Origin of the sequence: Dyadobacter luticola (assembly GCF_005860805.1) — a bacterium.
GTDB lineage: Bacteria > Bacteroidota > Bacteroidia > Cytophagales > Spirosomataceae > Dyadobacter > Dyadobacter luticola.
The window spans coordinates 1147682-1173092 of record NZ_VCEJ01000004.1 but is presented as its reverse complement, the minus strand read 5'-3'; the positions used below and the strand labels follow the sequence as shown (position 1 = coordinate 1173092).

Sequence of the window (25411 nt, the reverse complement as noted above, 5' to 3'; positions counted from 1 at the left end):
TGAAATGGTGTCAGATGCCTTTGCTCAGTTCAAGCATACGGGCAACAGATTCGTAGGCTTTCAGACGGATATCTTCGGGGACGAAAATCTCGGGCTGTTCAAAATAAAGTGCGTTATAGACTTTTTCTAACGTATTCATCTTCATGTAGGGGCATTCTGAGCACGCGCAGGTATTGTTGTCCGAGCCCGGCGCAGGGATCAGTTTCTTATCCGGCACCGATTGTTTCATTTTATGTAAAATGCCCGCCTCGGTCGCTACGATGAATTTGCTGTGACTGGATTCTTTCACAAATTTCAAAAGGCCGGTGGTAGAGCTTACGAAATCAGCCTGTTTCAAAATGTCTTCCTTACATTCCGGGTGGGCGATCAGCAGTGCATCCGGGTTTTCTTCGCGGAGCTGTGCCAATTTTTCTCGGGAAATATCAATGTGGACAATGCAGGCGCCATCCCACAAAACCATGTCCCGGCCTGTTTTATGGGCGACATATCTGCCCAGATTCGCATCTGGCGCGAAGATGATTTTCTGGTCTTTCGGCAAACTTTCTACGATCTGCAAAGCATTGGAAGAAGTACAGACGATGTCTGTTAATGCTTTAATTTCCGCAGAACAGTTGATGTAGCTGATCACAATGTGATCGGGATATTGGGCTTTGAATGCGGCAAATTTATCAGCGGGGGCCGAATCTGCGAGGGAGCAGCCTGCATTCAAATCTGGAATAACTACTTTTTTGTTTGGACTTAAAATTTTGGCGGTTTCACCCATGAAATGCACGCCGCAGAAAACGATCATATCCGCCTCGGTAGCAGCGGCTTGTTGGGAAAGTCCGAGACTGTCACCTATATAATCGGCCAAATCCTGTATTTCTGCATCTACATAATAGTGCGCCAGGATGACCGCGTTTTTCTCTTTTTTCAAACGGTTGATCTCGGCTACCAGATCAATATCTTCTGCTATCGCCTCAGTCACATAGCCGTAGCGGTTTACCTGCGCTTCAATGTTAGTCATTATGGTGAATATTGGCTTTAAAATAGTTCTAAAAATCCATGCCCAAATTACGACATTAAAACCAATGAAGGTCAAAGAAAGTGCGGCGCTCCAAACTAAAAGAAAGGCCGCCAGGAATGTTCCTGACGGCCTTTGTAATATTTATAAAGGTTAATATTAAAGCACCCAGCGGAAGAAAACGTACAGCGTACCTGACAAAACCATCGTCACAGGCAGCGTAAGTACCCAGGCAATCACAATGTTACGGATCGTGCCGCCCTGCAGGTTTTTCACACCTTTACTCGCCACCATCGCACCTGCGATACCCGATGACAAAACGTGCGTAGTACTCACTGGAAGACCCAGATAAGAAGAAACGCCAATGGTACTGGCCGCAACCAACTCAGCAGAAGCACCCTGCGCGTAAGTCAAATGTTGTTTTCCGATTTTTTCACCGATCGTCACCACAATCCGCTTCCAGCCGACCATGGTACCCAATCCCAGCGAAAGTGAGATCATTAAAATTACCCAGTCCGGCGCGTAGTCGGTGTATCTGCGGATACCCTTTTCGCTGCCCGATTGCATTTTAAGATATGCATGATCTGCTACATTCAGATTAGCCTGACCATTATCCAGGATCGTTTTGGTATTGCGGCTGATCAACAAAAGAGAGCGGCGTGCATTCATACGTTGATCCTTAGGTAAGTGATGCTCTGGCAATGGTTTTTCAATCTGCGCCAGCAAAGTACCAATTTCAGTTTTGATCGTCGCCAGGTGCCCGCGGTCGGATATTGACAACCTGGAAGAATCGATCCGGCTCATCGCCTGCTCGATACCGATCAGATCTTTTTTCATCAAAGCAGGATCCTGGGCGCCATCCAGCGCGAAATGTGCCGGTACAATACCGATCAAAATCAGCATAACCAGACCTACACCTTTTTGTCCATCATTGGAACCGTGAAAAAAGCTAACCAATGTACACGTCGTGATCAGGATTGCCCGAATCCACATTGGCGGCGCCTGGTTTTTCTTCGGTTCACTGAAAATGACATCGCGGATCGGTTTGGAAAGCGACCTTCTTAAAATAAACATAATGATGATCGCCAGCGCAAAACCGAAGATCGGCGAAGTCAGCAGCGACATGAACAATTCCTGGGCCTTCGACCAGTTGACGCCGGTACCGCCATTATTTTCAGGCATGAATGTAAATGCAAGACCGACACCCAGGATGGAGCCGATCAATGTATGCGAGCTTGAACTCGGCAGACCAAAATACCAGGTACCAAGGTTCCAGATGATCGCGCTGAAAAGCAGCGAAAAGACCATCGCCGCACTGTGGTACACATTCTGGTCGATCAGCAGTTCGACGGGAAGTAAGTTGACGATCCCCATCGCCACGGCGATACCTCCGAAGAAGACACCGCAAAAGTTCATAAAACCCGACCAGATGACGGCAATGTTGGGTTTTAGTGAGTTGGTGTAAATAACAGTGGCAACAGCGTTGGCGGTATCGTGAAAACCATTAACAAACTCAAATGCGCAGGCCGCTAAAATACTAAAAGCGAGGAGGAGGAAAATGTCGGTTTCAAGACCAAACATAAATGAAGTATAGGTTAATTTATTGCGGGGCAAAACTACTTATTCTTGCCCGAAGGTATATTAACAAATTGTTAAGCCAGATTATCAGGCCGTTTCCTTATTGGCAAGCTGCCCGCAAGCCGCATCAATGTCTTTGCCGCGGCTCCGTCTCACATGCACCGACACGCCCCGGTCTTCCAGATAAGCCGCAAATTTATCGAGCCGGTCCGCTTCCGTATTCTTGAAATCGGCCTCGGCAATCGGGTTGTATTCAATAATGTTCACCCTTGCCGGCACACGTTTGCAGAACTCCCACAGCTCCTTTGCGTCCTGCAAAGTATCATTGAAATTGTTAAAAACAATGTATTCGAAGGTAATGCGGTTACCGGTTTTTCTATAAAAATAATTGAGCGCCTCGGCCAGGTTATCCAGAGAGTTAGACTCATTGATCGGCATGATCTGGTTCCTTTTCGTATCATTGGCCGCATGCAGCGACAGCGCCAGCCGGAACTTCACTCCATCATCGCCCAGTTTTTTGATCATTTTGGCAATTCCCGCAGTAGAAACTGTGATCCGTTTTGGAGACATATTCAATCCCTCCGGCGAAGTAATGTGCTCGATGGATTTCAGGACATTCGCATAATTCAGCAGCGGCTCGCCCATGCCCATATAAACAATGTTGGTAAGCGGCGCTTTGAAGCTACCCTCAGCCTGCCGCGCGATGGCAACCACCTGGTCGTAGATCTCTCCGGCTTCCAGGTTTCTTTTCCGGTCCATATAACCCGTCGCGCAAAATTTGCAGGTCAGCGAACATCCCACCTGGCTGCTCACGCAGGCCGTCATTCTATCTGCAGCGGGTATCAGAACACCTTCTACAAGATTACCGTCGAATAACCGGAATGCCGATTTAATGGTACCATCATTGCTTTGCTGCTGCTTGGCCACATCCATGGCATGTATCACGAAATGCTCGTCCATCAGCTGGCGGGTAGCGAGCGAAAGGTTGGTCATTTCGGCAAATGAGTTCGCCGATTTTTTCCAGATCCACTCGTAAATCTGCTTCGCCCTGAAAGATTTTTCGCCATGCTCCGCCATCCAGTTCTTGATCTGGCCCACGTCCATTTTCCGGATGTCCTGCTTGTTTTGTACTTCGGTCATTTTATTTTTTTGTCAAATACGCTGGTATTCAACCTGTTTTTTCGGCAAAGGTACTGAAAGTCAATGTTGAAAACTTAACCTCGCCGGTATTTCGAAAGTTCATTTATCCAGATACTCGTGCTTCCACTCGCGGACCAGGTCGGTTCCCGAAGGCATTAAGGTTAAAGCTTTGGTGATCAGGTTCGGCGCGACGGGTACCACGATCGGATATAAATAAGTATCGTCCGTGCGGTGTGCAGGGATTTTTACGCCGATCATATTGACCAGCCAGAAAAAAACACTGATCCCGAAAACCCAGGTAAAAACGCCCACCAGCGCCCCGGCGAAACTGTCGAACGTCCCCAAAATGGAGTACCGCAGCGACCGCCGGATCGCGTAGCCAAATTGATTTAAAAGAAAAATGGTAGGAAAGAAAATGACTGAGAAACCAATGTAGGGCAAAATTCTTTTGGCTACATGGTCGCTGAAATACGGGGTCAGGATTTCCATGCCCAGCCCCAGAAATTTGAAACCTAAAATCATGGCTACCACCAGACCCGCTATCCCGATAATTTCGATCAGCAAACCCTTGCGATAGCCATGTAATGCGCCCCATAGAAGAGGTAGGAGGATGAGTACATCCAATAATTTCATGCTAACAAGCTCTTTACCAATGCTGAAACCACTCGCCCCTCTGCCTGCCCTGCCAGTTCCTTGGTAGCCACGCCCATCACCTTGCCCATATCACCGGGACCGGTAGCGCCCACGCGGGAAATGATCTCCTGCAATTTAACCTTTACCTCTTCTTCGGTCAATTGTTTTGGCAGGAACTGCTCGATCACGGCCAGCTCGGCTTCTTCTTTTTCCAAAAGATCGGCGCGGTTCTGGGTTTTGTAAATGTCTGCGGATTCACGACGTTGTTTTGCAGCTTTTGTGAGCAGTTTCAGCTCGTCGTCTGCGCTCAGCTCTCCACTGGCGCCGCCTTTTGTTTCTTCCAATAAAATCAATGACTTAATCGCCCGCAAAGCGCGTAATGTATCCTGATCTTTGGCGCGCATAGCATCCTTAATGCCTGATTCTACTTGTGTTTTTAGGGACATATTTTTAATGTTGAATTTGTAAAACTGAATAATTATACCCGCCGTCAACATGAACGAATCGTGAATGTTGACGATTAATGAGCGAATTCTGACTGGGAATGCTAAATTTGTTTTTGGCCTGCAAAGGTAAGCGAATCGACCGAATTCACACATTCGCCGGCTCACGCACCACCTCGGCAGCCAGCAATCATCACCATTTACTCCTTCAAAATGACTCGTCTCAGCGTTAACATTAACAAAATCGCGACACTCCGGAATTCCAGGGGCGGCGATAATCCTAATGTCCTCAAAGTAGCGCTGGACTGCGAGCGTTTTGGCGCACAGGGAATTACCGTCCACCCGCGGCCCGATGAAAGACATATCCGCTACCAGGATGTGTATGATCTGAAAGAGGTAGTCACGACAGAATTTAACATTGAGGGAAATCCGTCCGAACAAAAATTCGTGGAACTCGTCCTTGCCAACAAACCAGACCAGGTAACATTGGTCCCTGACGCGCTGGGCGCGATTACCTCCAATGCAGGCTGGGATACCGTTACTTACAGAAGCCAACTGACTGATCTTGTGGCAACATTCAAGTCGGCCGGCATCCGGGTTTCCGTTTTTGTCGATCCCGACGAGCGGATGGTGGAAGGCGCAAAACTGTGCGGCGCCGACCGCGTAGAATTGTACACCGAACCTTATGCCGCAGGTTATTTTGAAAACCGTCAGAAATCCGTGCGGCCATTTGTTTTGGCTGCCGAAAAAGCGCGGGAAGTAGGTTTGGGATTAAACGCCGGCCACGACCTGAGCCTCGATAACCTTCGCTTCTTAAAACAAAGCATTCCCTGGCTGGACGAAGTTTCCATCGGCCACGCCCTCATTTCAGACGCGCTCTATCTGGGCTTGGAAAATACAGTTCAGATGTATTTGCGGGAATTGGAATTATAAGTTTCGACCGCCCGGGGCCGCCGGGCGGTCGAAATGTGCTACCAGCCAGTCCGATACGCTCTTTTCACAAACTGGTTAGCCGGTTCAAAGTTCGTGATCTTCATATTAGCCCCGTCCCAGATGAGTTTTTGCCTGCCCGGAAATATATTTTTCTTGCCATCGCCGCTGGCCTCGCGGTACATAAAGGATCTCACCGCAAGATTTCCCATCAAAACGATTTCTGTCAGCGGCCCCGACTGGTCGAAAGACGAGCTGGTATAAGCGCCGTACCCTTTTTTACAAGCCTGTACAAATTGCTGCTGGTGTCCCTCCCAGCTGCCTTTTACCAGTTCCCGCGGCTTGGTGGCGATCCTGACATTCTCGAATTTCTTTTCCGGCCAGAGTCTTGGTTTTTCTCCAAACATTTCTGCGCTGATAATACCTTTGGTACCGATGAACAACATGCCGCCGTCCACGCTTCCAAAAACGGTTTTATAGTCACAACCCTCCGGCAGCTCAGGCCGCATGCCGCCGTCATACCACGAAAAGCTGATTTCCTTACCCGGTGTTTTGGAGGCAAATTTTAAATGTATGATCGCCGAGGTTGGCCCGACATCGTCGAAAAATGCCTGCTGGAAGAAGTCGGAATAAACCGAGCCCACGCTACATTCAACGGAAGTCGGATAACCCAATTTAAGTGCGCGGAAAGGCACATCTATGAAGTGGCAGCCCATGTCACCCAGCGCTCCCGTACCGAAATCCCAGTAGCCGCGCCATCTGAAAGGCATGTAAGCTTCGTGGTAATCACGTTTCGGCGCGGTGCCGAGCCATAAATCCCAGTCTACTCCTGGCGGGATCGGCTGCGATTCACCTTTGTCTTTGGGAGATTTCACCCCCTGCGGCCAGACCGGGCGATCGGTCCAAACGTGGATCGTATGCACATCGCCGATTGCGCCGGATTGTACCAATGCTTCGGTCTGGCGGGTTCCGTCGCTGCTGCTGCCCTGGTTGCCCATTTGGGTCACCACCTTATATTTCTTGGCCGCCGCGGTGAGCGCGCGGGCTTCCCAAATGTCTTTGGTCAGCGGTTTTTCACAATAAACATGCTTGCCAAGCTCCATCGCCGCGATCGCAATCGGGTAATGCATGTGATCGGGCGTGGTCACCAGCACAGCGTCGAAGTTCTTGGCTTCCTTTTCGTACATTTTCCGGAAGTCCTTATAATAAGGTGCATTCGGGAATTGTTTGCGGTATTTTTCAGATTGGCGATCGTCCACATCGCAGAGTGCCACAATGTTGTCGGTGCCGCCATTATAGGCTTGTCGCACATTCACGTCGCCTTTCCCGCCGCAGCCTACCACCGCAATGTTCAGCTTGTCGCTCGGCGGGATAAAACCTTTGCCGAGTACATGCCTGGGTACGATCATAAAGCTACCCGCGGCCAGCGCTCCCGCCTTCACAAAATCCCTTCGCCTGATATTTTTCTCAATGACATTTGTTTCATTTTCCATACCCGATCGTGATTTTGTTTTGGTGAAAGATAACCCCGCAAAGCAAAAAAGGCGTCCCGATTTAAAGCCTACTATCGACGCCCGAAAGTTTCGGCGATTTTCATGGCGACACCCATATCGCCGTCAATTTTCAACTTTCCGGTCATGAGCGCCATCATGGCATTCAGGTCGCCGTCGAGCAGTTTCAGGGCATTTTTAGTGGAGATTTCAAAAGTGCAGTCCGCATCCAGGTTATCATTCGACACAGAGTTCGGCACCGATTTTCCGTCTACAAACACATAGCCTTCGTCTGTATTGAACTTGGCAGTGGCATCGAGGCCGCTGTCGGTTCCCAGGATATTTTTAACACGGTCAGTCAGGATTTGCAGGCTCATAATGGGCAGTTTTGTATTGTTGAATTATTTGTCGGACTAAAAAAACAAATGTATGTCCGCTCTTAAGAATATTCAAATGCCTTTGGTGTTTTCAGCTAAAACATCAAATTTTACATTCTTCATCAGAAAAAACTGCTGATTTATTTTCTAAATAATGAGTGCTACTCCCCAACGACCAGCGTTCCTGACCGTTTTGTGTTTTATTACTTTTATGAGCGCTGTTTCGGGACTTTGGTCGCAATCCGAGCGGCTTTGGAGCCCGGACGTCACCGCCGATAATACCAGGCAAACCTTTGAAGAACTCCGCGAGACTTTGGAAAAACAGTCCTACAATGCCGATACCAAGACGATGGAGACGATGTTCGACGCGGTTATTTCACAAACCACGGCACGATCGATGACCGCCAGCTCAATCATCATGCTGATCTTCGAATCCATTTCCTTATATGCAGCTTACCTGATGTGGAACCTTCAAAAAAAGGGCTTTTACCTTTATATGGCAGGTATTGGTGTCGCGTTCTTTGCGCCGATGATCTTCATCGGCAGCTGGCTGGGCGTGATCACCGCCATGGCCGCCATCTTCATGAGCATCCTGATGCTCATACTGTATGCCTTCAATCTTAAATATATGGAGTAATCTTCCTGCCATTCATTTGGTTACAGACTTCCTTCCTACCCCGCGCCCCGCATGCCGGCAAATATGGAAATTGGAATAGCGGCTCTTGCATTCCATGAAGAAAAGATTTTATTTTGCGGACTAATTTGAATCGAGAAATGGCTTTAATTAACAAAATCAGAGAAAAATCCGGGATTGCCGTGACGGTAATCGCTGTCAGTTTAATTCTGTTCATGGTGGGAGGCGACCTTTTAGGACCCAATTCTATGTTTGGAGGCGGCAATAATCAGGTAGTTGGTGAAATAGGTGGTAAAAAAATTGATATCAAGGATTTTCAAAGCCGGGTCGATGGTTTTCGCCAGAATTACGAAGCACAAACAGGCCGCAGCCTGAACGAAAACGAACTTTCTTCTTTGAGAGACCAGGCCTGGAACCAGTTTGTGGTGGACATCGCCTACAAAAAACAGTTTGAAGACCTGGGCCTGACCGTTACCGACGAAGAGCTTTACGATATGGTTCAGGGGAACCACGTCAGTCCATCGATTTTACAAGCATTCTCCGATCCTACCAGCGGCCGTTTTGACAAAAACGCGGTGGTTAATTATCTGAAAAATCTCAAAACCCTTCCTATCGAGCAGCAAAAATCGTGGGAGAACTTTGAGAAAAGCCTGAGAGAAGAGCGTACGCGCAGCAAATATGAAAACATGCTGAAACTCTCTACCTACATTCCGAAGGCACAAGCAGAGAAAGAATATGTAGCGCAAAATACCAAAGCCAATCTTCGCTACTTATATGTTCCCTATTTCTCGGTAGTGGATACCACCATTAAAGTTACTGATTCTCAATTGGAAGAATATCTGAGCGCACACCGCAAAGAATATAAAGGAACTGACACACGCTCCATCGAATACGTTACTTTCCCGATCCAGCCTGCCAAAGACGACAGCGCTGCATTGTATTCTGAAATCAAAGAACTGGCGCGCGGACTTGCTACGGCGCAAAATGACTCGGCTTTCGCAAGTATGAACTCCGACATTCCGCTTCCGATCAACCAGTCCCTGGGCACGATGACAGATCAGTTGAAAGAAGCGGTGAAAACCTTTGTACCGGGCGGCGTTTATGGACCTTACCGCGAAGGCAACACTTATTATATCTACAAATATGGCGGCACCAAAACCGATTCAGTTTCTACTGCCAAAGCCAGCCACATTCTGATCCGTTTTGAAAATCAGTCGGATTCGGCAAAAGCAGCCGCACGGACCAAGGCAGAAGGTATCCTGGCGCAGATCCGTGCCGGTGCTAATTTCGAAGCTTTGGCTGCTACGTCCAGCGCTGACCAGGGTTCGGCACAGCGTGGTGGTGATGTTGGATATTTCCAAAACAATGGTGCGATGGTGAAGCCTTTCGAAGAAGCGGTTTTCTCTGCCACTGCTCCGGGCCTGATCCCAAGATTGGTTGAAAGTCAGTTTGGTTACCACATTATCAAAGTAACCGAGCCAAAATCCAATACACTTTACCGCATCGCAGCCATCGGAAAAACGATCGCCCCAAGCCAGGCGACACGTGACGAGGCGTACAGAAAAGCAGACGAATTCGTGAATTCTGTTAAAACAAAAGAGCAGTTTGACGCAGCAGTGAAGAAAGACAAGAATCTGGTTCTTGCCAATGCAAACCGTATCCCTGAGTCTGCTACCAACATTAATGCAATTCAAAATGGCCGTGAGATCGTAAGATGGGCGTTCAAGGACGACTCTAAAATCAATTCGGTTTCTCAGGTTTTTGAAACAGAAGAACAATATATTGTAGCGGTACTGACCGGAAAATCGGATGCGAAAGATGTGAAAGTGGATGATTTCCGCGACGAGCTGACTACCAAAGTACGTAACCAGATCAAAGCAGAGCAGATCACAGCAAAATTGAAGGGTGCTACCGGCGACCTGGATGCCATCGCGAAAAAATATGGTGCAGGTGCATTGGTTGAATCTGCTTCTGACATTTCGCTGGCTACCGGCTTCCTCACTAGCGCAGGATTTGATCCTATCGCGCTTGGAAAAGCATTTGGTTTGAAAGCAGGTCAAAAAACAGGTGTGTTCACTGGCGAAAATGGTGTGTTCATCATGGAATTGGTCAGCAAATCCGAAGCGCCTAAAATTGCAGATTATACCCAGTACAAAACACAGCTGACCCAATCCTTGGAAGGCCGTATGTCTTACCTGGTGAATGAAGCGATCCGCGAGGATGCCAAGATTGAAGACCACCGCGCGAAGTTCTTCTGAGATATTCGTTATTAAAATTTAGATAGAGAGGAGCAGAAATTAATTCTGCTCCTCTTTTTTGTGCAGACTGCAAAATTTTCAAAAAAAAGTGATAGTATTGCAGTATAAATTGTCAATACTACACTTAATAAAAATATGTAGTTTTGGCTTTTGAAAATATTATCAAACGACTAATAAGAAAACGATGAGCATTTTACTCGGAGAACAAGAGTATTTCAAAGGAGTAGGGAAAATCGCATTCGAAGGACCTGAAACCGACAATCCGCTGGCTTACCGCTGGTATGATGAAAACCGGGTGGTTGCCGGCAAAACCATGAAGGAGCACCTGCGCTTTGCCGTGGCTTACTGGCATACATTCTGCGGAGCGGGTCTTGATCCTTTCGGCGGCCCTACGCTCTTTTATCCCTGGGACAAAAAACCGGATGCTGTTGACCGCGCAAAAGACAAAGCTGACGCGGCTTTTGAATTGATCACGAAACTGGGTTTACCATACTATTGCTTCCACGATGTGGACGTGGTGGATTACGCCGACGATGTTCGCACGAACGAAAAACGCCTGCAAACATTGACCGAATACTTAGGTCAGAAACAAAAGGAATCGGGTGTAAAATTGCTTTGGGGAACTGCCAACTTGTTTGGTCACCACAGATATATGAATGGTGCTTCTACCAACCCGGATTTTGACGTGGTTTCTCACGCAGGTGCGCAGGTGAAGATGGCACTCGATGCTACGATCGCTTTGGGTGGTGAAAATTACGTTTTCTGGGGCGGTCGCGAAGGATACATGACTTTGCTGAACACGGATATGAAACGTGAGCAGGAACATTTCGCGCAAATGCTGAAAATTTCAGTGGCTTATGCACGGGCCAATGGTTTCACAGGTAAATTCTTCATCGAGCCAAAACCTTGCGAGCCTACGAAACACCAATATGACTACGATGCGGCTACCGTGATCGGTTTCCTTCGCCAGCATGACCTGCTGAACGATTTCGCATTGAACCTGGAAGTGAACCACGCAACATTGGCGGGACATACCTTCGAGCACGAATTGCAGGTTGCAGCCGACGCCGGAATCCTCGGTTCCATCGACGCAAACCGCGGAGATTACCAAAATGGCTGGGATACCGACCAGTTCCCGAACGACATTGCGGAGTGGACAAAAGCATTGCTGGTAATCCTGAAAGCAGGCGGCCTGCAAGGTGGTGGTATCAACTTCGATGCAAAACGTCGTCGCAACTCGACCGATATGGAGGATGTGTTTTACGCACATATCGGCGGCATCGATACCGTAGCGAGAGCATTGGTAGTTGCTGACAAGATCATTCAAAATGGTGAATACGATAAAATCCGCACAAACCGGTATGCTAGCTTCGACAGCGGCAAAGGCGCTGAGTTTGAAGCGGGATCATTGAAACTGGAAGATCTTTTCGAGCTGGCGGCGACCAAAGGAGAGCCTGCTACTACTTCGGGAAGACAGGAACATCTGGAAAACCTGATCAACAAATTCATCTGATCGGTTGCAAGATTAACTGAATATTAAATGTCAAAAGCCATCGGATCATTTCGGTGGCTTTTGGCTTTTCAGGACATTTAAATCGTCGGAGCGGCAGTAACTTGCGCAGGAATTGTAAGTAGTGAATGTTGACATGGATCTGAGTATTTTAAATAAAAACAGGAAAAATAGAACCTACCCGACAGGTATCCTCCTGCTGGTGAGTTTCTTAATTTGTTTTTGTACTTATGGTCAAACATTAAATCCAGCGCAGGATCTGAGTGAAACTGAATTCAGCGGCATTCATAATTTGACTAATCCCGACTCGCTGCTGGTGGCGATGAAGGAACATTATAACCATGCGATCCAGAACAATCAGGAACTGGATGCGGCGAAATATTTGCAGCAGATCGGGCAGCTGCTTTTTGTTTCGGGCCAATATCCACAGGCTTTGGATTATCTGCTCCGCGCCGAAAAGTTGTTCAGAAGTCATAATGAAAAGAAAATGCTCGCTGCCAACCTGGGTATCCTGGGCGAATTCTACTACCGCAGCCGCCAGCCTAATATGGCGCGGAAGCAATATGACGAAGCCTTAAAACTGTACGACGACATTAAATATGAATCCGGAAAAGCGGGAATCTACGGCGGTATCGGACATTTATACGAAAAGACCCAGCTTTACGACAGCGCGTTTTATTTTCAGCGAAAAGCCTTGGCTTCCTACGAGCGCGACCGTCACATGGATGGCGCAGCCAAGATTTACGAGAACATTGGCAGCATTTACGAAGACCTGGAAAATTATGATTCGGCATATTTTTATTTCAACAAAGCCTATATCCTCAATGACCGACAGCGTAATGATGCTGCGCAGATTGAGGTCGTGAACAATCTTGGGGATGTTCTGAGGAAAACCGGACGATTTCGGGAGGGACTGGTTTACAGCCGGAAATCGCTGGAAATGGCGCGGAATAAGGGCGACTTGTACCAGCAGTCGGGGGCGTTTAATGATATTGCCAAATCCTACAACCTGCTCAACAAGAACGACAGCGCATTTTACTACCTCGCGCTAAGCCGCAGCTATCTCAATGATATTTATTCCGAAGAAAGTAACAAGCAGCTCGCTCTGCTGCAAACCCTTTATGAAATTGAGAATAAGGACAATGAAATAGAGAAGCTGACTCAGGCGAGAAAAGCGGATACATTGATCGCCATCGCCACGGGAGTTACGGTGATCCTGATCGTTCTGGTGGCAATTCTGATCATCAGCCGGCAGAGATTGAAGATCAAAAACGAGCAGAATCTGCGCGCCCAGAGCCAGCGGGTTTATGAAACCCAAAGCCAGCTGATGGAGGCGGATTTGAAAAATAAACAACTCGAAGAAGAAAATTTGCGGCAGCAGCTCGAAACAAAAACCAAGGAATTGAGCAGCTATACCTTGCACGTGATCCGGAAAAACCAGCAGCTCGAAGACCTTCGCGCCAAACTCGTGGAAATGCTGCGCGACGACAAGCGCGACCAGCGGAAACAGATCCGGCAGTTATCGGAGCAGATCAATGAAGGCTTGCAGGACGACCGGCACTGGGAGGAATTCCGGGGCATTTTCGAGCAGGTGCACCAGGCTTTTTTTGAAAGATTACAGCAGCGCGCCGACTCACTTACGGCCAACGATCTCCGGCTGATCGCGCTCATGAAAATGAACCTTACTTCCACCGACATTGCCACGCTCCTCGGCATCTCCCAGGACAGCCTCCGGGTGATCCGTCATCGGCTTCGAAAAAAACTCAACCTGCCCGCGGGCGACAATTTATCCACCTTCATCCAGTCGATCTGACCGGATAACAATTTGATAACATTAAGGTAATGCTAAAATAATGGCATTTGTAACGCATTCAACTTTCTGTATTTCAAGGATTTAAATCAACAAAATGCGTATTGTTGCCTTCCTGTAACGCTGTAAAAACCGGTGTTGCCCTTTTGTTAACGGTGCGGTTTGCGTTGCCAAAAATTCTTTCTTCAACTTCGTCCTGCCAATTGAGAACGGCCCTGAAAAGCCAACACCCTCATCAAAAATTCGACGTTGAAAATACATTTCAAAATCTACCTAAGCTGCTGTCTCTTCCTGATCACGCTCATCGGAGCCAACGCAGGGACTGTGAAAGGAAAGCTCTCGGAGGCCAAAACCGGCGAGCCTGCATTGGGCGTAGTCGTCAACATTGAAGGTACCAGCATTCACGATGTATCCGGCCTTGACGGATCTTTTTCGCTGAGTAATCTTGAAAAAGGAACTTACCAGATTATCATCAGCCATATATCTTATGCGCCTGTGAGAAGAGAGCTTTCGATCACCGGCGACGAAGTGGTGCAGCTCGATTTGGCGCTCGAACCTTCCGCAACATTCAACCTGGACGAAGTGGCGGTCACCGGCAAACGCGACGGCGAAAGTGACAATACGGCGCGGTTTATGGAGCGCAATGCCAATCAGGTGATGAACATTGTGTCCGGAAAAGCGATCCAGATCTCCCCTGACCTGACGGTTGCGAATGTGATCCAGCGCGTCTCGGGTGTTTCCATTGAGCGGAATAGTAATGGTGATGGGCAGTACGCGATCCTGCGTGGAATGGACAAACGATACAATTATACATTGGTCAATGGTGTCAAAATTCCCAGCCCGGATAATAAATACCGCTACGTTCCGCTCGACATTTTTCCTTCCGACCTGCTCGAACGTCTGGAAGTGTACAAGGCATTAACCCCCTCGATGGAAGGCGACGCGATTGGCGGCGCCGTGAACCTGGTGATGAAGGATGCGCCCGACCGGTTTTTGTTATCGGCCAATGTTTCGGGCGGGTATAATGAGCTTTTTATGCAGCGGAAATTCATGAGCTATGATTTCAAAAACCTGCAATCACAATCGCCTTATGAGAAAAACGGGAGCCAGTATAATGCTAAGCCAGCGGATTTTTCGAATGCGGCGGTTGATTATAATTCCAAATCTCCCCTACCCAATTTACTCGGCAGCCTGGCCGTCGGAAACCGGTTTTTGAACAACAAACTCGGCATTTTGCTGGCGGGAAGTTTCCAGAATACCTATCGCGGAAGTAACAGTCTGTTTTTTGATTCTGAAACCGTGGATACGCTGCGCGGCGAGACATTGACCAAAATGAACGAACGCAAATATTCGGAGCAGCAGATCCGGTATGGCGTGCATTCAAAAATCGATTACAGGATCAATGACAATCATAAAATCCAGTTTTACGGCGCGTTGATGAACCTGACCAATGTGCAGGTGCGGGATGTAAAATCGACGCAGCTGACGATTGGCGGCTACGATCCGGTGGAAGGCAATGCCACATTGGGTTTTTCAACCAGATCGCGGCTCACGAAGCAGCAGATTTTGAATACCACATTACAGGGCAAGCACCAGCTGACGGACAAATTTGCGGTGCAATGGTCGGCGGTTTATTCCAAAGCGACCAACGAAGTGCCTGATAATGTGACAGTGCCGTTGATCGGGGTCAGCAAAAACTTTGTGGATACACGCACGACGGTCGGTGATGCATCGCGGCGGTGGGAGCATAACTCGGACCGTGATTTATCGGGTTACCTGAACCTCACTTACCAGACACATTTCGGCGACATGCAGGTGGACTGGATGGCGGGCGGATTGTACCGGGATAAGTCGAGAAGCAATTTTTACAACAATTACCAGCTCCGCCCCACCGATCCTTTTGCAGAATACGGCAAAGATTTCACCGACTACTCGCAGATCCGGTGGACGATCCAAAACCCGCGCGGATCGGTGGCGAGTGCATTGAATTATGATGCGACGGAAAAGATTTCGGCCGGATTTTTACAATTCCGGGGCGAAACGCAAAACCTGGAAATCCTAGGCGGCGTACGTGCCGAAGCTACAAACCAGGGCTATGCCATGCTTTTCCCGATCGGCGAAGACAGGCCGAACGGCAAGCAGACTTATACCGACATTCTCCCGAGTTTACATTTAAAATACAAACCAGAAGGCAATGTGAACCTGCGGGCATCCTACTTCCGCTCGATTAACCGCCCCGGCTTTTTCGAAATTGTACCTTACCGCATTGTGAATGAGGAATATCAGGAGCGCGGGAATGCGGATTTGAAACGGGCTATTGCCGACAATTTCGATTTGCGCTACGAGCTTTTCCCGAAAGCCTCCGAGCAGTTTATGGTGGGCCTTTTTTACAAAGCCATCAAAGATCCGATCGAGTACACCTTGCAGCGCGACGCCATACGCGGCCAGGACATTTATTACTCGCCGGGCAATTTCGGGAATGCTAAAAACTACGGGATCGAGATCGATTACATCAAGTACATCAAGGTTTTTGGGATCAAGGCCAATTATACCTACACACATTCCCGGATCACCACGCCGAAATCGAGGCGTATCCGGAATGAAAGCGGCGACTTGGAAACGATCAGCGTAGACCAGTCGCGGCCACTTTACGGGCAGGCGGCGCATGTAGCGAACCTTTCGATCCTTTATAAAAATGCCAAAAACGGCTTCGATGCGCAGGTAGCAGGCAGTTTCACCGGCGACCGGATCAACACCGTTTCCCAGTTTATCGATAATGATCTCTGGCAAAAAGGATTTATCCAGGTGGACGCTTCGGTGGAGAAGACATTTAATAATCACTTCGGGATTTTTGCCAAAGCCAACAACCTGCTGGATACGCCGATGGAGGTTTATATGAAAAATGTCAGCAGCGCGAATGCTAAAATCCCTTTCCAGACCGACAGTAAAAGAACATTGATCAGGCGCGACCGCTACCAGCGCTCCTACCTGTTCGGCGTGAGATACAAATTTTAATCATTTCAAATCAATCTAATAAACTCAAAATGAAACAGTTATTCATTTACGCATTACTGGCGACTGCCTTTCTTACAGGTTGTAGCGACGACGACAAGACAGATCCAACGCCGGTTGCCCCGGTGGAAGAAAGCGTAACCGGCGAAGTTTCGGGTACTTGGACAAAAGGCGGTACTTATAAAGTGACCGGCCACATTCAAATCCCGGAAGGAAAATCTCTGACGATCGAAGAAGGTGTGACGGTACTTTTCAGCGACTCGGTGATCAAGCCGGAAGTGGTGGTGAAAGGTAATTTGTACAGTCTCGGCACGCCTGCTGCGCCTGTGAAATTCACGGTACCTGATGCTTGGAAGGCTGGAAATCAGTTTGGTAACCTTTGGGGCGGGCTGATTGCCGGTCCTAAATCGGCTGAATTTGTGATCAGCAACACGATACTTGAATTCGGTGGCGCGGTAACTACCGAAGAATCACCATCGGTGAAAGCTGGGCTTTACAAAGCAGAGGCCGGCGAGCACGTTCCAGTGATTTATTATCCAAATGTAGATGGCAAGCTGATCGTTCAAAACAGCATTATCCGCAATTTCAACGAGGATGGTTTCTACATCGAAGGGGGTAAAGTGATTATTTCCAATAATATGTTCTACACCACGGGCGTTTCCGGCGGCGATGCGATCAACATTAAGTCTGGTGTGCAGGCTGACGTAGCATTCAACCTGGTTTACAGTCCAAATACCAATGCTCTGAAACTTTCAAATAGCGGCGACCGTACACCTCAGGCTTACATTGTAGCTTACAACAACACGATTGTAAATGCAGGTTGGAGAAGACCAACTACAAAAGGTGGCTCAATTTGGCTGGAAAAAGTTGTGCGTGCCGATTTGTACAACAACTTGTTGGCAAATAATCGCTTTGGTATCAAAAAAGAAAATGTTGAAAATGCAGTGGACAGCCGGTCAGGCATTTCCAACACTTTGTACTATGGCGCTACGCAGGAAGGCGTAACGCAATTCCAGCCTTCTGCCGAGATTTTGAAAGGTGTGAATGATCTGATTTCTGCCAAAGTAGGCGACAACGATCCAAAATTTGTCAACTATCCCTTGACGACCGATAACAAAAACGCCGCATTCGATACGGCCTGGGATTTCCACCTGCAAGCCGGCTCACCAGCATTGAGCAAAGGCAAAACCGACTTTACCCGTCTGTACGGCAGCGGATTGGTCGTAAATGGTGTGACTTACACCTCCCCTGCCCCGGCCAACTACATTGGCGCATTCGGAACAAAATAATCCATTTTCTCCCCGCGTCGCGTGGCGCGGGGAGCTTTAATAAGCATCTGTGAAAGCATTTACTTTTTTCATCGCCGGCGCGGGCGTGGCCTTGTACGCATGCCAGGGACACAAGCAGGAGCCGGAAACCGCCGGGCTGACCAAAGCCGATTCCATCATTAAGCCGGTGTACATTACGGATACGGTCGCCAACGATTCCGACGATCCGGCGATCTGGGTGAACCCGGCCGATCCGGCACAAAGCCTCATCATCGGCACCGACAAAGATCAGCATGGTGGCCTTTATGTTTTTGATATAAAAGGCAAACTCCTGAAAGACAAGACCATCACCGGGTTGCAGCGACCGGATAATGTGGACATTGAATACGGTTTAATATTAAAAGGCAAGCCGACGGACATTGCGGTGGCGACCGAGCGGTTTACACACAAAATCAGGATCTATTCCCTGCCGGATATGCGCCCGCTGGACAAAGGCGGTATTGAGGTTTTTGCAGGACAATCTGGTGAAAACCAGCGTGATCTGATGGGGATCAGTTTATATAAAAACAAAACTGGTAAAATTTACGCGATCGTCGGCCGCAAATCCGGGCCTACGGACGGGACTTATCTCTGGCAATATTTGCTGGAAGACGACGGTACCGGCTCAGTGAAAGCAACATTGGTGCGCAAATTCGGGGCTTACAGCGGCTTCAAGGAAATTGAATCCATCGCCGTGGACGACGAGCTGGGTTATGTGTATTATTCCGATGAAGGCAAAGGTGTGCGAAAGTACTATGCTGATCCTGAAAAAGGAAACAAGGAACTCGCCTTCTTCGCAACGACCGGTTTTACAGAAGACCACGAAGGTATTTCACTTTACAAGCTGACGGATTCGACGGGTTATATCCTGGTTTCTGACCAGGGTGCGAACAGTTTTCAGATTTTCCCGAGAGAAGGCGAAGCCGGAAACGTACATGCACATCCGTTGTTGAAAAAGGTGGTAGTACAAGCTTCTCACAGCGATGGTTCGGAAACCATATCCCTGCCTCTGAATGCAGATTTTCCTGCCGGACTTTTCATCGCGATGAGTGACGACAAGACATTTCATTTGTACCGCTGGGAGGATATTGCGGGGAAGGATTTGCAGCTGCGGAAAGCACATTGATTTTTATTAAACCAAAAAATAAGTCGCCGAAATGATCGGCGACTTATCTGTTTTCTAATCGAACTTCAAATGGTTTAATATTACCTAAGTAATGTTTTTGGCTTAGTAGCCGGCATTTTGTTTCAAATTCGTGTTGTTCCGCATTTCCGGCGTCGGGATCGGGAAAAGTAATTCGCGCTCGGTCAATGTTGGGCCGTAGGAGAATTTGTGACCGACGTAGTTATCGAATTTCTTGGTCGTCAAATTGAATGCCTTCCGCAGCCTCACCATATCAAACCAGGTAATGTTCTCGAAAGACAGCTCATACCAACGCTCACGCCAGATTGCTTCGCGGAGTGCATCTTTGGTAAGCCCGGCGAGTGCCGGAAGTTGCGCTCTCAACCGGGTAGCACTAGCCGCAGCGTAAACGTCGGCGGAAGGCCCGCTAACTTCATTCGCAGCTTCTGCGTAAGTCAATAAAACATCGGCGTAGCGGATCACAGCCCAGTTCAGGTCACTGTTGGCCGTGCTGGTTTGGGCTACGGTATCAAAATGTTTGTAGATAAAATACCCGCCCAAATCCACTTCCAGGTTACGGTTTGCTTCGTTGGTAAATTTGGTGAAGTAAAATTGCTTCTCCTTGATACGCAAATCGGCTGGATCATAGGACTTTACAAAATCGCTGGTAGCGTAAATCCCGCCTGTTTCATCCGAATACTGGGAGATATTTTTGTTATAAGGAATGATAGAAACCTGCCAGTTTGAAGGCAATATCTGCGTCTTGAACTGGATCATGAAGATGTTTTCTTCGATGTTCTTTTTAGCGGGATCATGAAAATCATTGTAGGAAGAAAACAATTTAAACTGCTTGGAATCAATTACTTCCTTCGCCTTTTTTGCTGCAAGATCATAATGTGTGGCACCTTTTTGCAAAGGAAACCCGGCCATGGTAAGGTATACCTGCGATAGCAAAGATTTCACAGCGCCCAAGCTCACCTTTCCCGTATTATCCGTCCACGGCAGGCCCGAAGCCTCAGCCGTAGTGAGGTCGGCTACGATGAGATCGTACACCTGTGCGGGCGTGGCCTGTGTCGGTTTCAGCTGCTCCGATTGCAGGTTTACCGGCTCGGTCACCAGCGGGATTGCCCCGAACATACGCACCAGATTGAAGTAATAAAATGCGCGTAGGAAGTACGCCTCGCCTAATAATTTTTTCGCTTCGTTGGGATCAATACCCGGAATGCCCGGCACTTTGGCAATAGAAAGATTAGCGCCCGCAATTCCTTTATAGTATGAAGTCCAGTAAGTTTGGCCGTAACCATTATCGGAAGTATTGCGCAAATCTTTGATAAAATAGCTATTCACCGCCTGGCCTAAGTCGGTCGCTGCCAAGCCAGTAGCAAATTCGGTCATCATCCAGGCGCCGCCGCCGAAACCGCTGCTGAGCGGATCACGCAGGGGAGCGTAGATCGCATTCACCGAGCTGCGGCCGTGCGCGGGCTGGGTAAAGTAGTTCTCTACCGTGAAGTTACTGGGGTCCGACTCTTCGAGGAAGTCGCTGCAACCCGTCGCCCAGAATATGCTCAAAACGGTGGTGAGCAGTCCGATTCTTTTTGATATCTTATTCATTTTACTTCAAGTCAGAATGTTATAAACCAATGTTCAAACCCATCATAAATACCCGTGGCTTCGGATAATCGTACAAGCCAAATCCCTGGTCGAATGGGGAGCCCGAGTTGGATACTTCGGGATCGTAGCCCCAATATTTCGTTTTCACAAAGAAGTTCTGCACCGATCCGTAAATCCGCAGCCTGTCCAGTTTCAGCCTGGAAGTCACCGAAGCCGGGAAAACGTAGGCCAGCAGCAGGTTACGACCGCGGATAAATGAGGCATCCGATACTTTGTGGCTGTCATTGTTGGTCGTGTAGTAAGCATTGATCGGGCGGATCTGCGCAATCGGCGTGTTCTGGTTGGTTTCTGTCCACGCATTCAGCACCGTTTTATAGCTGTTTGCGATACCCTGTCTGTCTTCCGCAGAGTGGATACTCCGATCCAGCACGTCATTGCCATACATATATTGCAGGTCGATGGTCAGCGAGAAAGCTTTGTACTGGAAGGTGTTCAGGAATGTTCCGAAACCATCAGGGATACCTTTTCCAATGATCGCGCGGTCGTTGTCATTGATCGTACCGTCGTTGTTCAGATCCTTGTATTTCACGTCGCCTGGCAGCATATTGTATTTCTTAGCCGTCTCCGCCTCCGCAGTTGACCAGGTACCTTCATGAACGCGGCCGAAGAATGATCCTACCGGCTCGCCCACACGCACAATGGTATTCCCGGAGAAAATGTCGCTACCGCCGGAGAGCGCCAGCACTTTATTTTTATTGACCGAAATATTGAATGTGGTATTCCAGGTAAAATCGCCGGCTTTAATGTTGGTAGAGTTCACTGCAAATTCAACCCCTTTGTTTTCCATGCTGCCCACATTGGTGAAGATACTTGCGTAACCACTGCTCAGCGGAAGCGGCGCATCCAGCAACATTTTGTTCACTTTTCTTCTGTACAAATCCAGCTCAAAGCTCAGCCTGTTGGAGAACAAACCCAGTTCGATACCCAGGTCCACCTGCTGCGTTTTCTCCCACTGCAAGTTGGAATTCGACATACGGCCTACCCCGATACCAATGTTACGCGCACCGCCGAAAATAACGTCATAGCTGGACATACCCGCCAAAGCACGGTAGGCAGGGATTTCGGAGTTACCGGTAGCACCATAGCTCGCCCTGATTTTCAGGTTGGAGACCGCCGCCACATTTTTCAAAAACTCCTCTTCATTCACCCGCCAGGCCAAAGCCGCCGATGGAAAAAATGCGTAGCGATTGGCTTCCCCGAACTTGGACGAGCCGTCAATACGTCCGGTGAATGTAACCAGATATTTATCCAACAGACTGTAATTCAACCTTGCGAAATAAGAGTTAAGCCCGTAAGCCGTCGCATTGGAAGTCGGAGGCAGGGCAGTCGCGCCTGCGCCGAGATTGTTGAATTGAAAATAGGTATCTGTGAAATTCTGGCTTTTCGCGGCATCTTCAAACTTGTCCACATGCTGCCACGACAAACCCAACATGGCATTGATAGAGTGGATTTTACCAAAATCTTTGACGTAAGTCAGGTAATTTTCAAACTGCCAGGAATTGAACCGTCGGTTCGTCACAGAAGCATCACCATTATTTGAAATGTACTGCAAACCTGCTGCCGCAAAATAATCCTCACGCTGATTGATCACATTGGTACCAACCGTCGAGCGAAGTTCCAGGCCGTCGGCCAGGCGGATGCTCGCGAACATATTACCCAGCATGGTCTGAGTTCTCAGATAAAACAACCTTTCAGCCGAAACTCTGAGCGGACTGTCGCCGCCTTCCATACCCGGATAGTCACGATTGCTAGCCCATTTTCCATCGGGATATTTTACCGGAATAATAGGCAAAGCTTCCAAAACCTGGCGCATCGCCGTGATACCACCACCGCCCAGCTGGTCGATCTGCTTCTCGTTCTGGTCGGTATAACCCAATGTTCCGCCCACTTTCAGCCAGCTTTTGATCTGACTATCAAATACAAAGCGGCCTGCAAATCTTTTTTGCCACGAACCGATCGCGATCCCGTTTTCATTGCGGTAATTTAAAAATGCGCCGTAGCTTCCTTTATCGCCGCCGCCGGTCAGTCCCAGCTGGTGATTTTGTGTAAAAGCCTTGCGGAAAGTTTCTTTCTGCCAGTTGGTATCATAAAGTGGGTTACCATTTGAGTCAAACAAAAGCGGGTTGGTACGCTTCAATTTTGGATCCGTATACTTAGTACCGGTAGCCCAGCCGACAGGGTCATATTTTTGGGCATTGGCATAAATGGTTTCCTCCACTGCCAGAAATTCTTTGGAATTCAAGACCGGCAACAACTTTGGTGCTACGCCAATGCTGTAATCCGTATCATAAGTAACTTTTCCACCGCCGGACGTACCTCTTTTGGTGGTTACCAAAATCACCCCATTTGCGCCCCGCGCTCCGTAAATCGCTGTGGAAGACGCATCTTTCAAAACTTCAATCGATGCAATGTCATTCGGGTTAATGTAGTCAATCGGCGTACTACCGTTTCCAAGGTCCACCGCATTTAAAATCACCCCGTCGATCACATACAAAGGGTTGTTAGACACACTGATAGAACTCGCGCCGCGGATACGGATGTTGGCCCTACCACCCGGACGCCCCGAGTTGGAAGATACATTCACCCCTGCGATCCGGCCCGACAAGCCCTGGTTCAGTGAAGAAGCGGGACGTTCCTGCAAAACATCACCCTTGATCGTTCCCACTGCACCCGTCAAATCCGTTTTTTTCACGGTACCATAGCCCACCACCACAATCTCTTCCAGCGCATTCTCGTCGGGCATCATACTCAGTGACAATGTTGATTGATTGCCGATAGTAGCTTCCTGCGATTTATACCCTACAAAACTCAGAACCAGCACATTCTGCATGCCGCCTTCCGGAATTTCCAAGGTAAATTCTCCGCTCGCACCCGTGGAAGTTCCGCGCTGGGTACCTTTCAGGACGACGCTCACACCCGGCAGACCAGTTCCTTTTTCATCCGTGACAGTACCTTTAATAGTCCTGTCGACCGCAGTTTGCGTAGTTGCCGGCGCCACCACATTCTCGGCAGTAAGCTGCGTTTCAGGCAGTGCCGCCGACTCCTTTTTTTCATCCTTCACGGGAGAAGTTTCCTTCGCTTTCTCCTCAGTGATTACAAAAGTATTTTTTCTTGTCCTCTTGTATTTTAACCCGCTTTGTCCCAGGATCGTATCCAGGTTCTTCTCAATAGGCTGGTTCAGGTCGAGCGTTCCCGCGGCCACATTGATCGAGCCCACGAGTCGGTCTTCAAACACAATTTCAACACCGTAATGTCTCTGCAGGTCAAGCAGTACATTTTTCAGTTTCATCTCCTGCCTGAAAGAATTGTGCTGGCTGGCAGGCTTTGCGGCAAAAGCGATTACCTGTGAGCGGGCATCGTCAGCGGTCTGTGTCGCCAGCACAAGCCCGATTGCCACCCATTGCTTAGCTGATAGCTTTAGATTCATGAGTTAAGTGGTTAAGAATAATCAGTGGTTCGTTACTTAGTTATTGGTCAAAAAGATGTTATTCCCGTTCTGCTCGATCTTCATGTCGAGTACTTCCGAAATTGTCCGCAAGAGTTCGTCCGCGTTTTTAGTCTTGAAATTTCCTGTTATCGTCCGCTGCGCAATGTTCGAATCAGACAAAGTCACGTGCTGCCCGAAGTTCTCCTCGATCATCGCAATGATATCGCCCACCGAAGTCGCATTGAAAATATACCGCTGCTCTTTCCAGGTCGCGAATGTTTTGACGTCCTTTTTCCTTTCCAGCTGCACCTCCCCCGCCGGGTCGAGGATCGCCAGATCACCCGGCTGCATCATCACTTTTTTGAGCTGATCATTTTGAGAATAATCAATGCGCACGCTTCCGCTCGTGAGGGTTACCTTCGTCCCTCTCGGCCTCGCGAAGACGGAGAATGTAGTTCCCAGAACCTCTACCCGGAACTTGTCGGAAGTCTTCACCACGAAACGTTTATTGTCTATCGTGTGGCTCACGGAAAATTCTGCCTCCCCTTCCAGGCACACCCGGCGTACGTCGCCATAGAAGCCAAAGCGGGGTATTTTCAGTTTGGAATTGGAGTTCAGGGCCACTTTACTGCCGTCTTCGAGGTACACATCCGTCGTTTGTCCGTAGGCGGTCTGGTAAGTTTTGTACATGATTGGGTCGCGGAACCACCAGCCGCAGCCCACCAGCAGCACTATGGAGGCCGCCATCAGCCAGAGCCAGCGGTTAGGTCCCAAACCCAATGATCGCGTTTCCTGCTCGGCGCTGACTTTTTGCGGGCCGTCCATAGGACTAAGGTCGGAGTCCAGGCGGCGCAGCAGGTTGGCGATGGCTGCTTCCTGGTCCGGAATGTATTGCGGGCTTTTGGTTTCGAATTCCATCAGCCACTGGTAAAAGATCTCGGTATTTTCCTCACGGCTGATCCAGTCTTCGATCAGTTGTCTTTCAAGAGGAGTAGCCCGGCCGGACAGATACTCGAACAGCGTGTATTTGGATATAGGTGTTTTCATTTCTTCTTCGAAATCAGG

18 protein-coding genes are annotated in these 25411 nt (G+C 48.6%); 8 read left to right on the top strand and 10 right to left on the bottom strand.

All coding sequences use genetic code 11. The annotated features are described in order from the left end of the window. Positions 1-10: 10 nt before the first annotated feature. From nadA to FEN17_RS15565, 5 genes are all read right to left on the bottom strand, one after another. Positions 11-1006, bottom strand: a complete 996-nt coding sequence (gene nadA, locus FEN17_RS15585; protein WP_138366264.1) for a quinolinate synthase NadA — start codon at positions 1004-1006, stop codon at positions 11-13. Between the two features lie 156 nt (positions 1007-1162). After that, complete coding sequence (locus tag FEN17_RS15580; protein WP_138366263.1) at positions 1163-2584, bottom strand: inorganic phosphate transporter; 1422 nt, start codon at positions 2582-2584, stop codon at positions 1163-1165. Between the two features lie 84 nt (positions 2585-2668). Continuing rightward, entirely contained in the window at positions 2669-3721 is a 1053-nt protein-coding gene (gene rlmN / locus FEN17_RS15575) for a dual-specificity RNA methyltransferase RlmN (protein ID WP_138366262.1), read from the bottom strand. Between the two features lie 99 nt (positions 3722-3820). Beyond that, positions 3821-4354, bottom strand: coding sequence for a CvpA family protein (locus FEN17_RS15570; protein ID WP_138366261.1), 534 nt, complete (start codon positions 4352-4354; stop codon positions 3821-3823). Then, complete coding sequence (locus FEN17_RS15565) at positions 4351-4800, bottom strand: GatB/YqeY domain-containing protein (protein WP_138366260.1); 450 nt, start codon at positions 4798-4800, stop codon at positions 4351-4353. The genes FEN17_RS15570 and FEN17_RS15565 overlap by 4 nt, the downstream gene beginning before the upstream one ends. Positions 4801-5010: 210 nt before the next feature. On the opposite strand from FEN17_RS15565, the gene FEN17_RS15560 reads away from it, so the two are divergent. Continuing rightward, on the top strand, positions 5011-5730 hold the full coding sequence (locus tag FEN17_RS15560; RefSeq protein WP_138366259.1) for a pyridoxine 5'-phosphate synthase: 720 nt from the start codon (positions 5011-5013) through the stop codon (positions 5728-5730). Between the two features lie 38 nt (positions 5731-5768). On the opposite strand, the gene FEN17_RS15555 is transcribed toward FEN17_RS15560, so the two are convergent. Continuing rightward, on the bottom strand, positions 5769-7220 hold the full coding sequence (locus FEN17_RS15555) for a Gfo/Idh/MocA family protein (protein ID WP_138366258.1): 1452 nt from the start codon (positions 7218-7220) through the stop codon (positions 5769-5771). A gap of 71 nt (positions 7221-7291) precedes the next feature. After that, positions 7292-7594 carry an SCP2 sterol-binding domain-containing protein gene (locus FEN17_RS15550; protein ID WP_138366257.1) on the bottom strand — a complete coding sequence of 101 codons (303 nt, stop codon included), beginning with the start codon at positions 7592-7594 and terminating at the stop codon, positions 7292-7294. Between the two features lie 211 nt (positions 7595-7805). Between FEN17_RS15550 and FEN17_RS15545 the strand changes: the two genes are divergently transcribed. From FEN17_RS15545 to FEN17_RS15515, 7 genes are all read left to right on the top strand, one after another. Then, positions 7806-8231 carry a hypothetical protein gene (locus FEN17_RS15545; protein WP_138366946.1) on the top strand — a complete coding sequence of 142 codons (426 nt, stop codon included), beginning with the start codon at positions 7806-7808 and terminating at the stop codon, positions 8229-8231. A 137-nt stretch (positions 8232-8368) separates the two neighbouring features. Next, positions 8369-10486, top strand: a complete 2118-nt coding sequence (locus FEN17_RS15540) for a peptidylprolyl isomerase (protein ID WP_138366256.1) — start codon at positions 8369-8371, stop codon at positions 10484-10486. A 184-nt stretch (positions 10487-10670) separates the two neighbouring features. Then, the gene (gene xylA, locus FEN17_RS15535) at positions 10671-11999 is read left to right on the top strand and encodes a xylose isomerase (protein ID WP_138366255.1); all 1329 of its coding nucleotides are present in this window, start codon (positions 10671-10673) and stop codon (positions 11997-11999) included. Between the two features lie 121 nt (positions 12000-12120). Next, the gene (locus tag FEN17_RS15530; RefSeq protein ID WP_229208831.1) at positions 12121-13809 is read left to right on the top strand and encodes a tetratricopeptide repeat protein; all 1689 of its coding nucleotides are present in this window, start codon (positions 12121-12123) and stop codon (positions 13807-13809) included. 246 nt (positions 13810-14055) lie between these two features. Beyond that, positions 14056-16821 carry a TonB-dependent receptor gene (locus FEN17_RS15525; RefSeq protein WP_310589763.1) on the top strand — a complete coding sequence of 922 codons (2766 nt, stop codon included), beginning with the start codon at positions 14056-14058 and terminating at the stop codon, positions 16819-16821. A 29-nt stretch (positions 16822-16850) separates the two neighbouring features. After that, entirely contained in the window at positions 16851-18107 is a 1257-nt protein-coding gene (locus tag FEN17_RS15520; RefSeq protein WP_138366253.1) for a right-handed parallel beta-helix repeat-containing protein, read from the top strand. 136 nt (positions 18108-18243) lie between these two features. Next, a complete protein-coding gene (locus FEN17_RS15515) occupies positions 18244-19251 on the top strand; it encodes a phytase (RefSeq protein ID WP_229208887.1) in 1008 nt (335 codons plus the stop codon). 102 nt (positions 19252-19353) lie between these two features. On the opposite strand, the gene FEN17_RS15510 is transcribed toward FEN17_RS15515, so the two are convergent. The 3 genes from FEN17_RS15510 to FEN17_RS15500 are packed head-to-tail and all read right to left on the bottom strand — an operon-like array spanning position 19354 to position 25393. Continuing rightward, positions 19354-20859 (bottom strand): RagB/SusD family nutrient uptake outer membrane protein, encoded by a 1506-nt coding sequence (locus FEN17_RS15510; RefSeq protein ID WP_138366252.1) that lies wholly within the window; start codon positions 20857-20859, stop codon positions 19354-19356. Between the two features lie 19 nt (positions 20860-20878). Continuing rightward, entirely contained in the window at positions 20879-24346 is a 3468-nt protein-coding gene (locus tag FEN17_RS15505; RefSeq protein ID WP_138366251.1) for a SusC/RagA family TonB-linked outer membrane protein, read from the bottom strand. A gap of 36 nt (positions 24347-24382) precedes the next feature. Next, on the bottom strand, positions 24383-25393 hold the full coding sequence (locus FEN17_RS15500) for a FecR family protein (RefSeq protein WP_138366250.1): 1011 nt from the start codon (positions 25391-25393) through the stop codon (positions 24383-24385). Positions 25394-25411 lie beyond the last annotated feature (18 nt).

Coding starts and splice junctions, on each gene's coding strand:
- FEN17_RS15565 (WP_138366260.1), bottom strand. CDS start 4,800: ATGTCCCTAAAAACACAAGTAGAATCAGGCATTAAGGATGCTATGCGC.
- FEN17_RS15550 (WP_138366257.1), bottom strand. CDS start 7,594: ATGAGCCTGCAAATCCTGACTGACCGTGTTAAAAATATCCTGGGAACC.
- rlmN (WP_138366262.1), bottom strand. CDS start 3,721: ATGACCGAAGTACAAAACAAGCAGGACATCCGGAAAATGGACGTGGGC.
- xylA (WP_138366255.1), top strand. CDS start 10,671: ATGAGCATTTTACTCGGAGAACAAGAGTATTTCAAAGGAGTAGGGAAA.
- FEN17_RS15555 (WP_138366258.1), bottom strand. CDS start 7,220: ATGGAAAATGAAACAAATGTCATTGAGAAAAATATCAGGCGAAGGGAT.
- FEN17_RS15500 (WP_138366250.1), bottom strand. CDS start 25,393: ATGAAAACACCTATATCCAAATACACGCTGTTCGAGTATCTGTCCGGC.
- FEN17_RS15505 (WP_138366251.1), bottom strand. CDS start 24,346: ATGAATCTAAAGCTATCAGCTAAGCAATGGGTGGCAATCGGGCTTGTG.
- FEN17_RS15540 (WP_138366256.1), top strand. CDS start 8,369: ATGGCTTTAATTAACAAAATCAGAGAAAAATCCGGGATTGCCGTGACG.
- FEN17_RS15570 (WP_138366261.1), bottom strand. CDS start 4,354: ATGAAATTATTGGATGTACTCATCCTCCTACCTCTTCTATGGGGCGCA.
- FEN17_RS15560 (WP_138366259.1), top strand. CDS start 5,011: ATGACTCGTCTCAGCGTTAACATTAACAAAATCGCGACACTCCGGAAT.
- FEN17_RS15545 (WP_138366946.1), top strand. CDS start 7,806: ATGAGCGCTGTTTCGGGACTTTGGTCGCAATCCGAGCGGCTTTGGAGC.
- FEN17_RS15510 (WP_138366252.1), bottom strand. CDS start 20,859: ATGAATAAGATATCAAAAAGAATCGGACTGCTCACCACCGTTTTGAGC.
- nadA (WP_138366264.1), bottom strand. CDS start 1,006: ATGACTAACATTGAAGCGCAGGTAAACCGCTACGGCTATGTGACTGAG.
- FEN17_RS15580 (WP_138366263.1), bottom strand. CDS start 2,584: ATGTTTGGTCTTGAAACCGACATTTTCCTCCTCCTCGCTTTTAGTATT.
- FEN17_RS15520 (WP_138366253.1), top strand. CDS start 16,851: ATGAAACAGTTATTCATTTACGCATTACTGGCGACTGCCTTTCTTACA.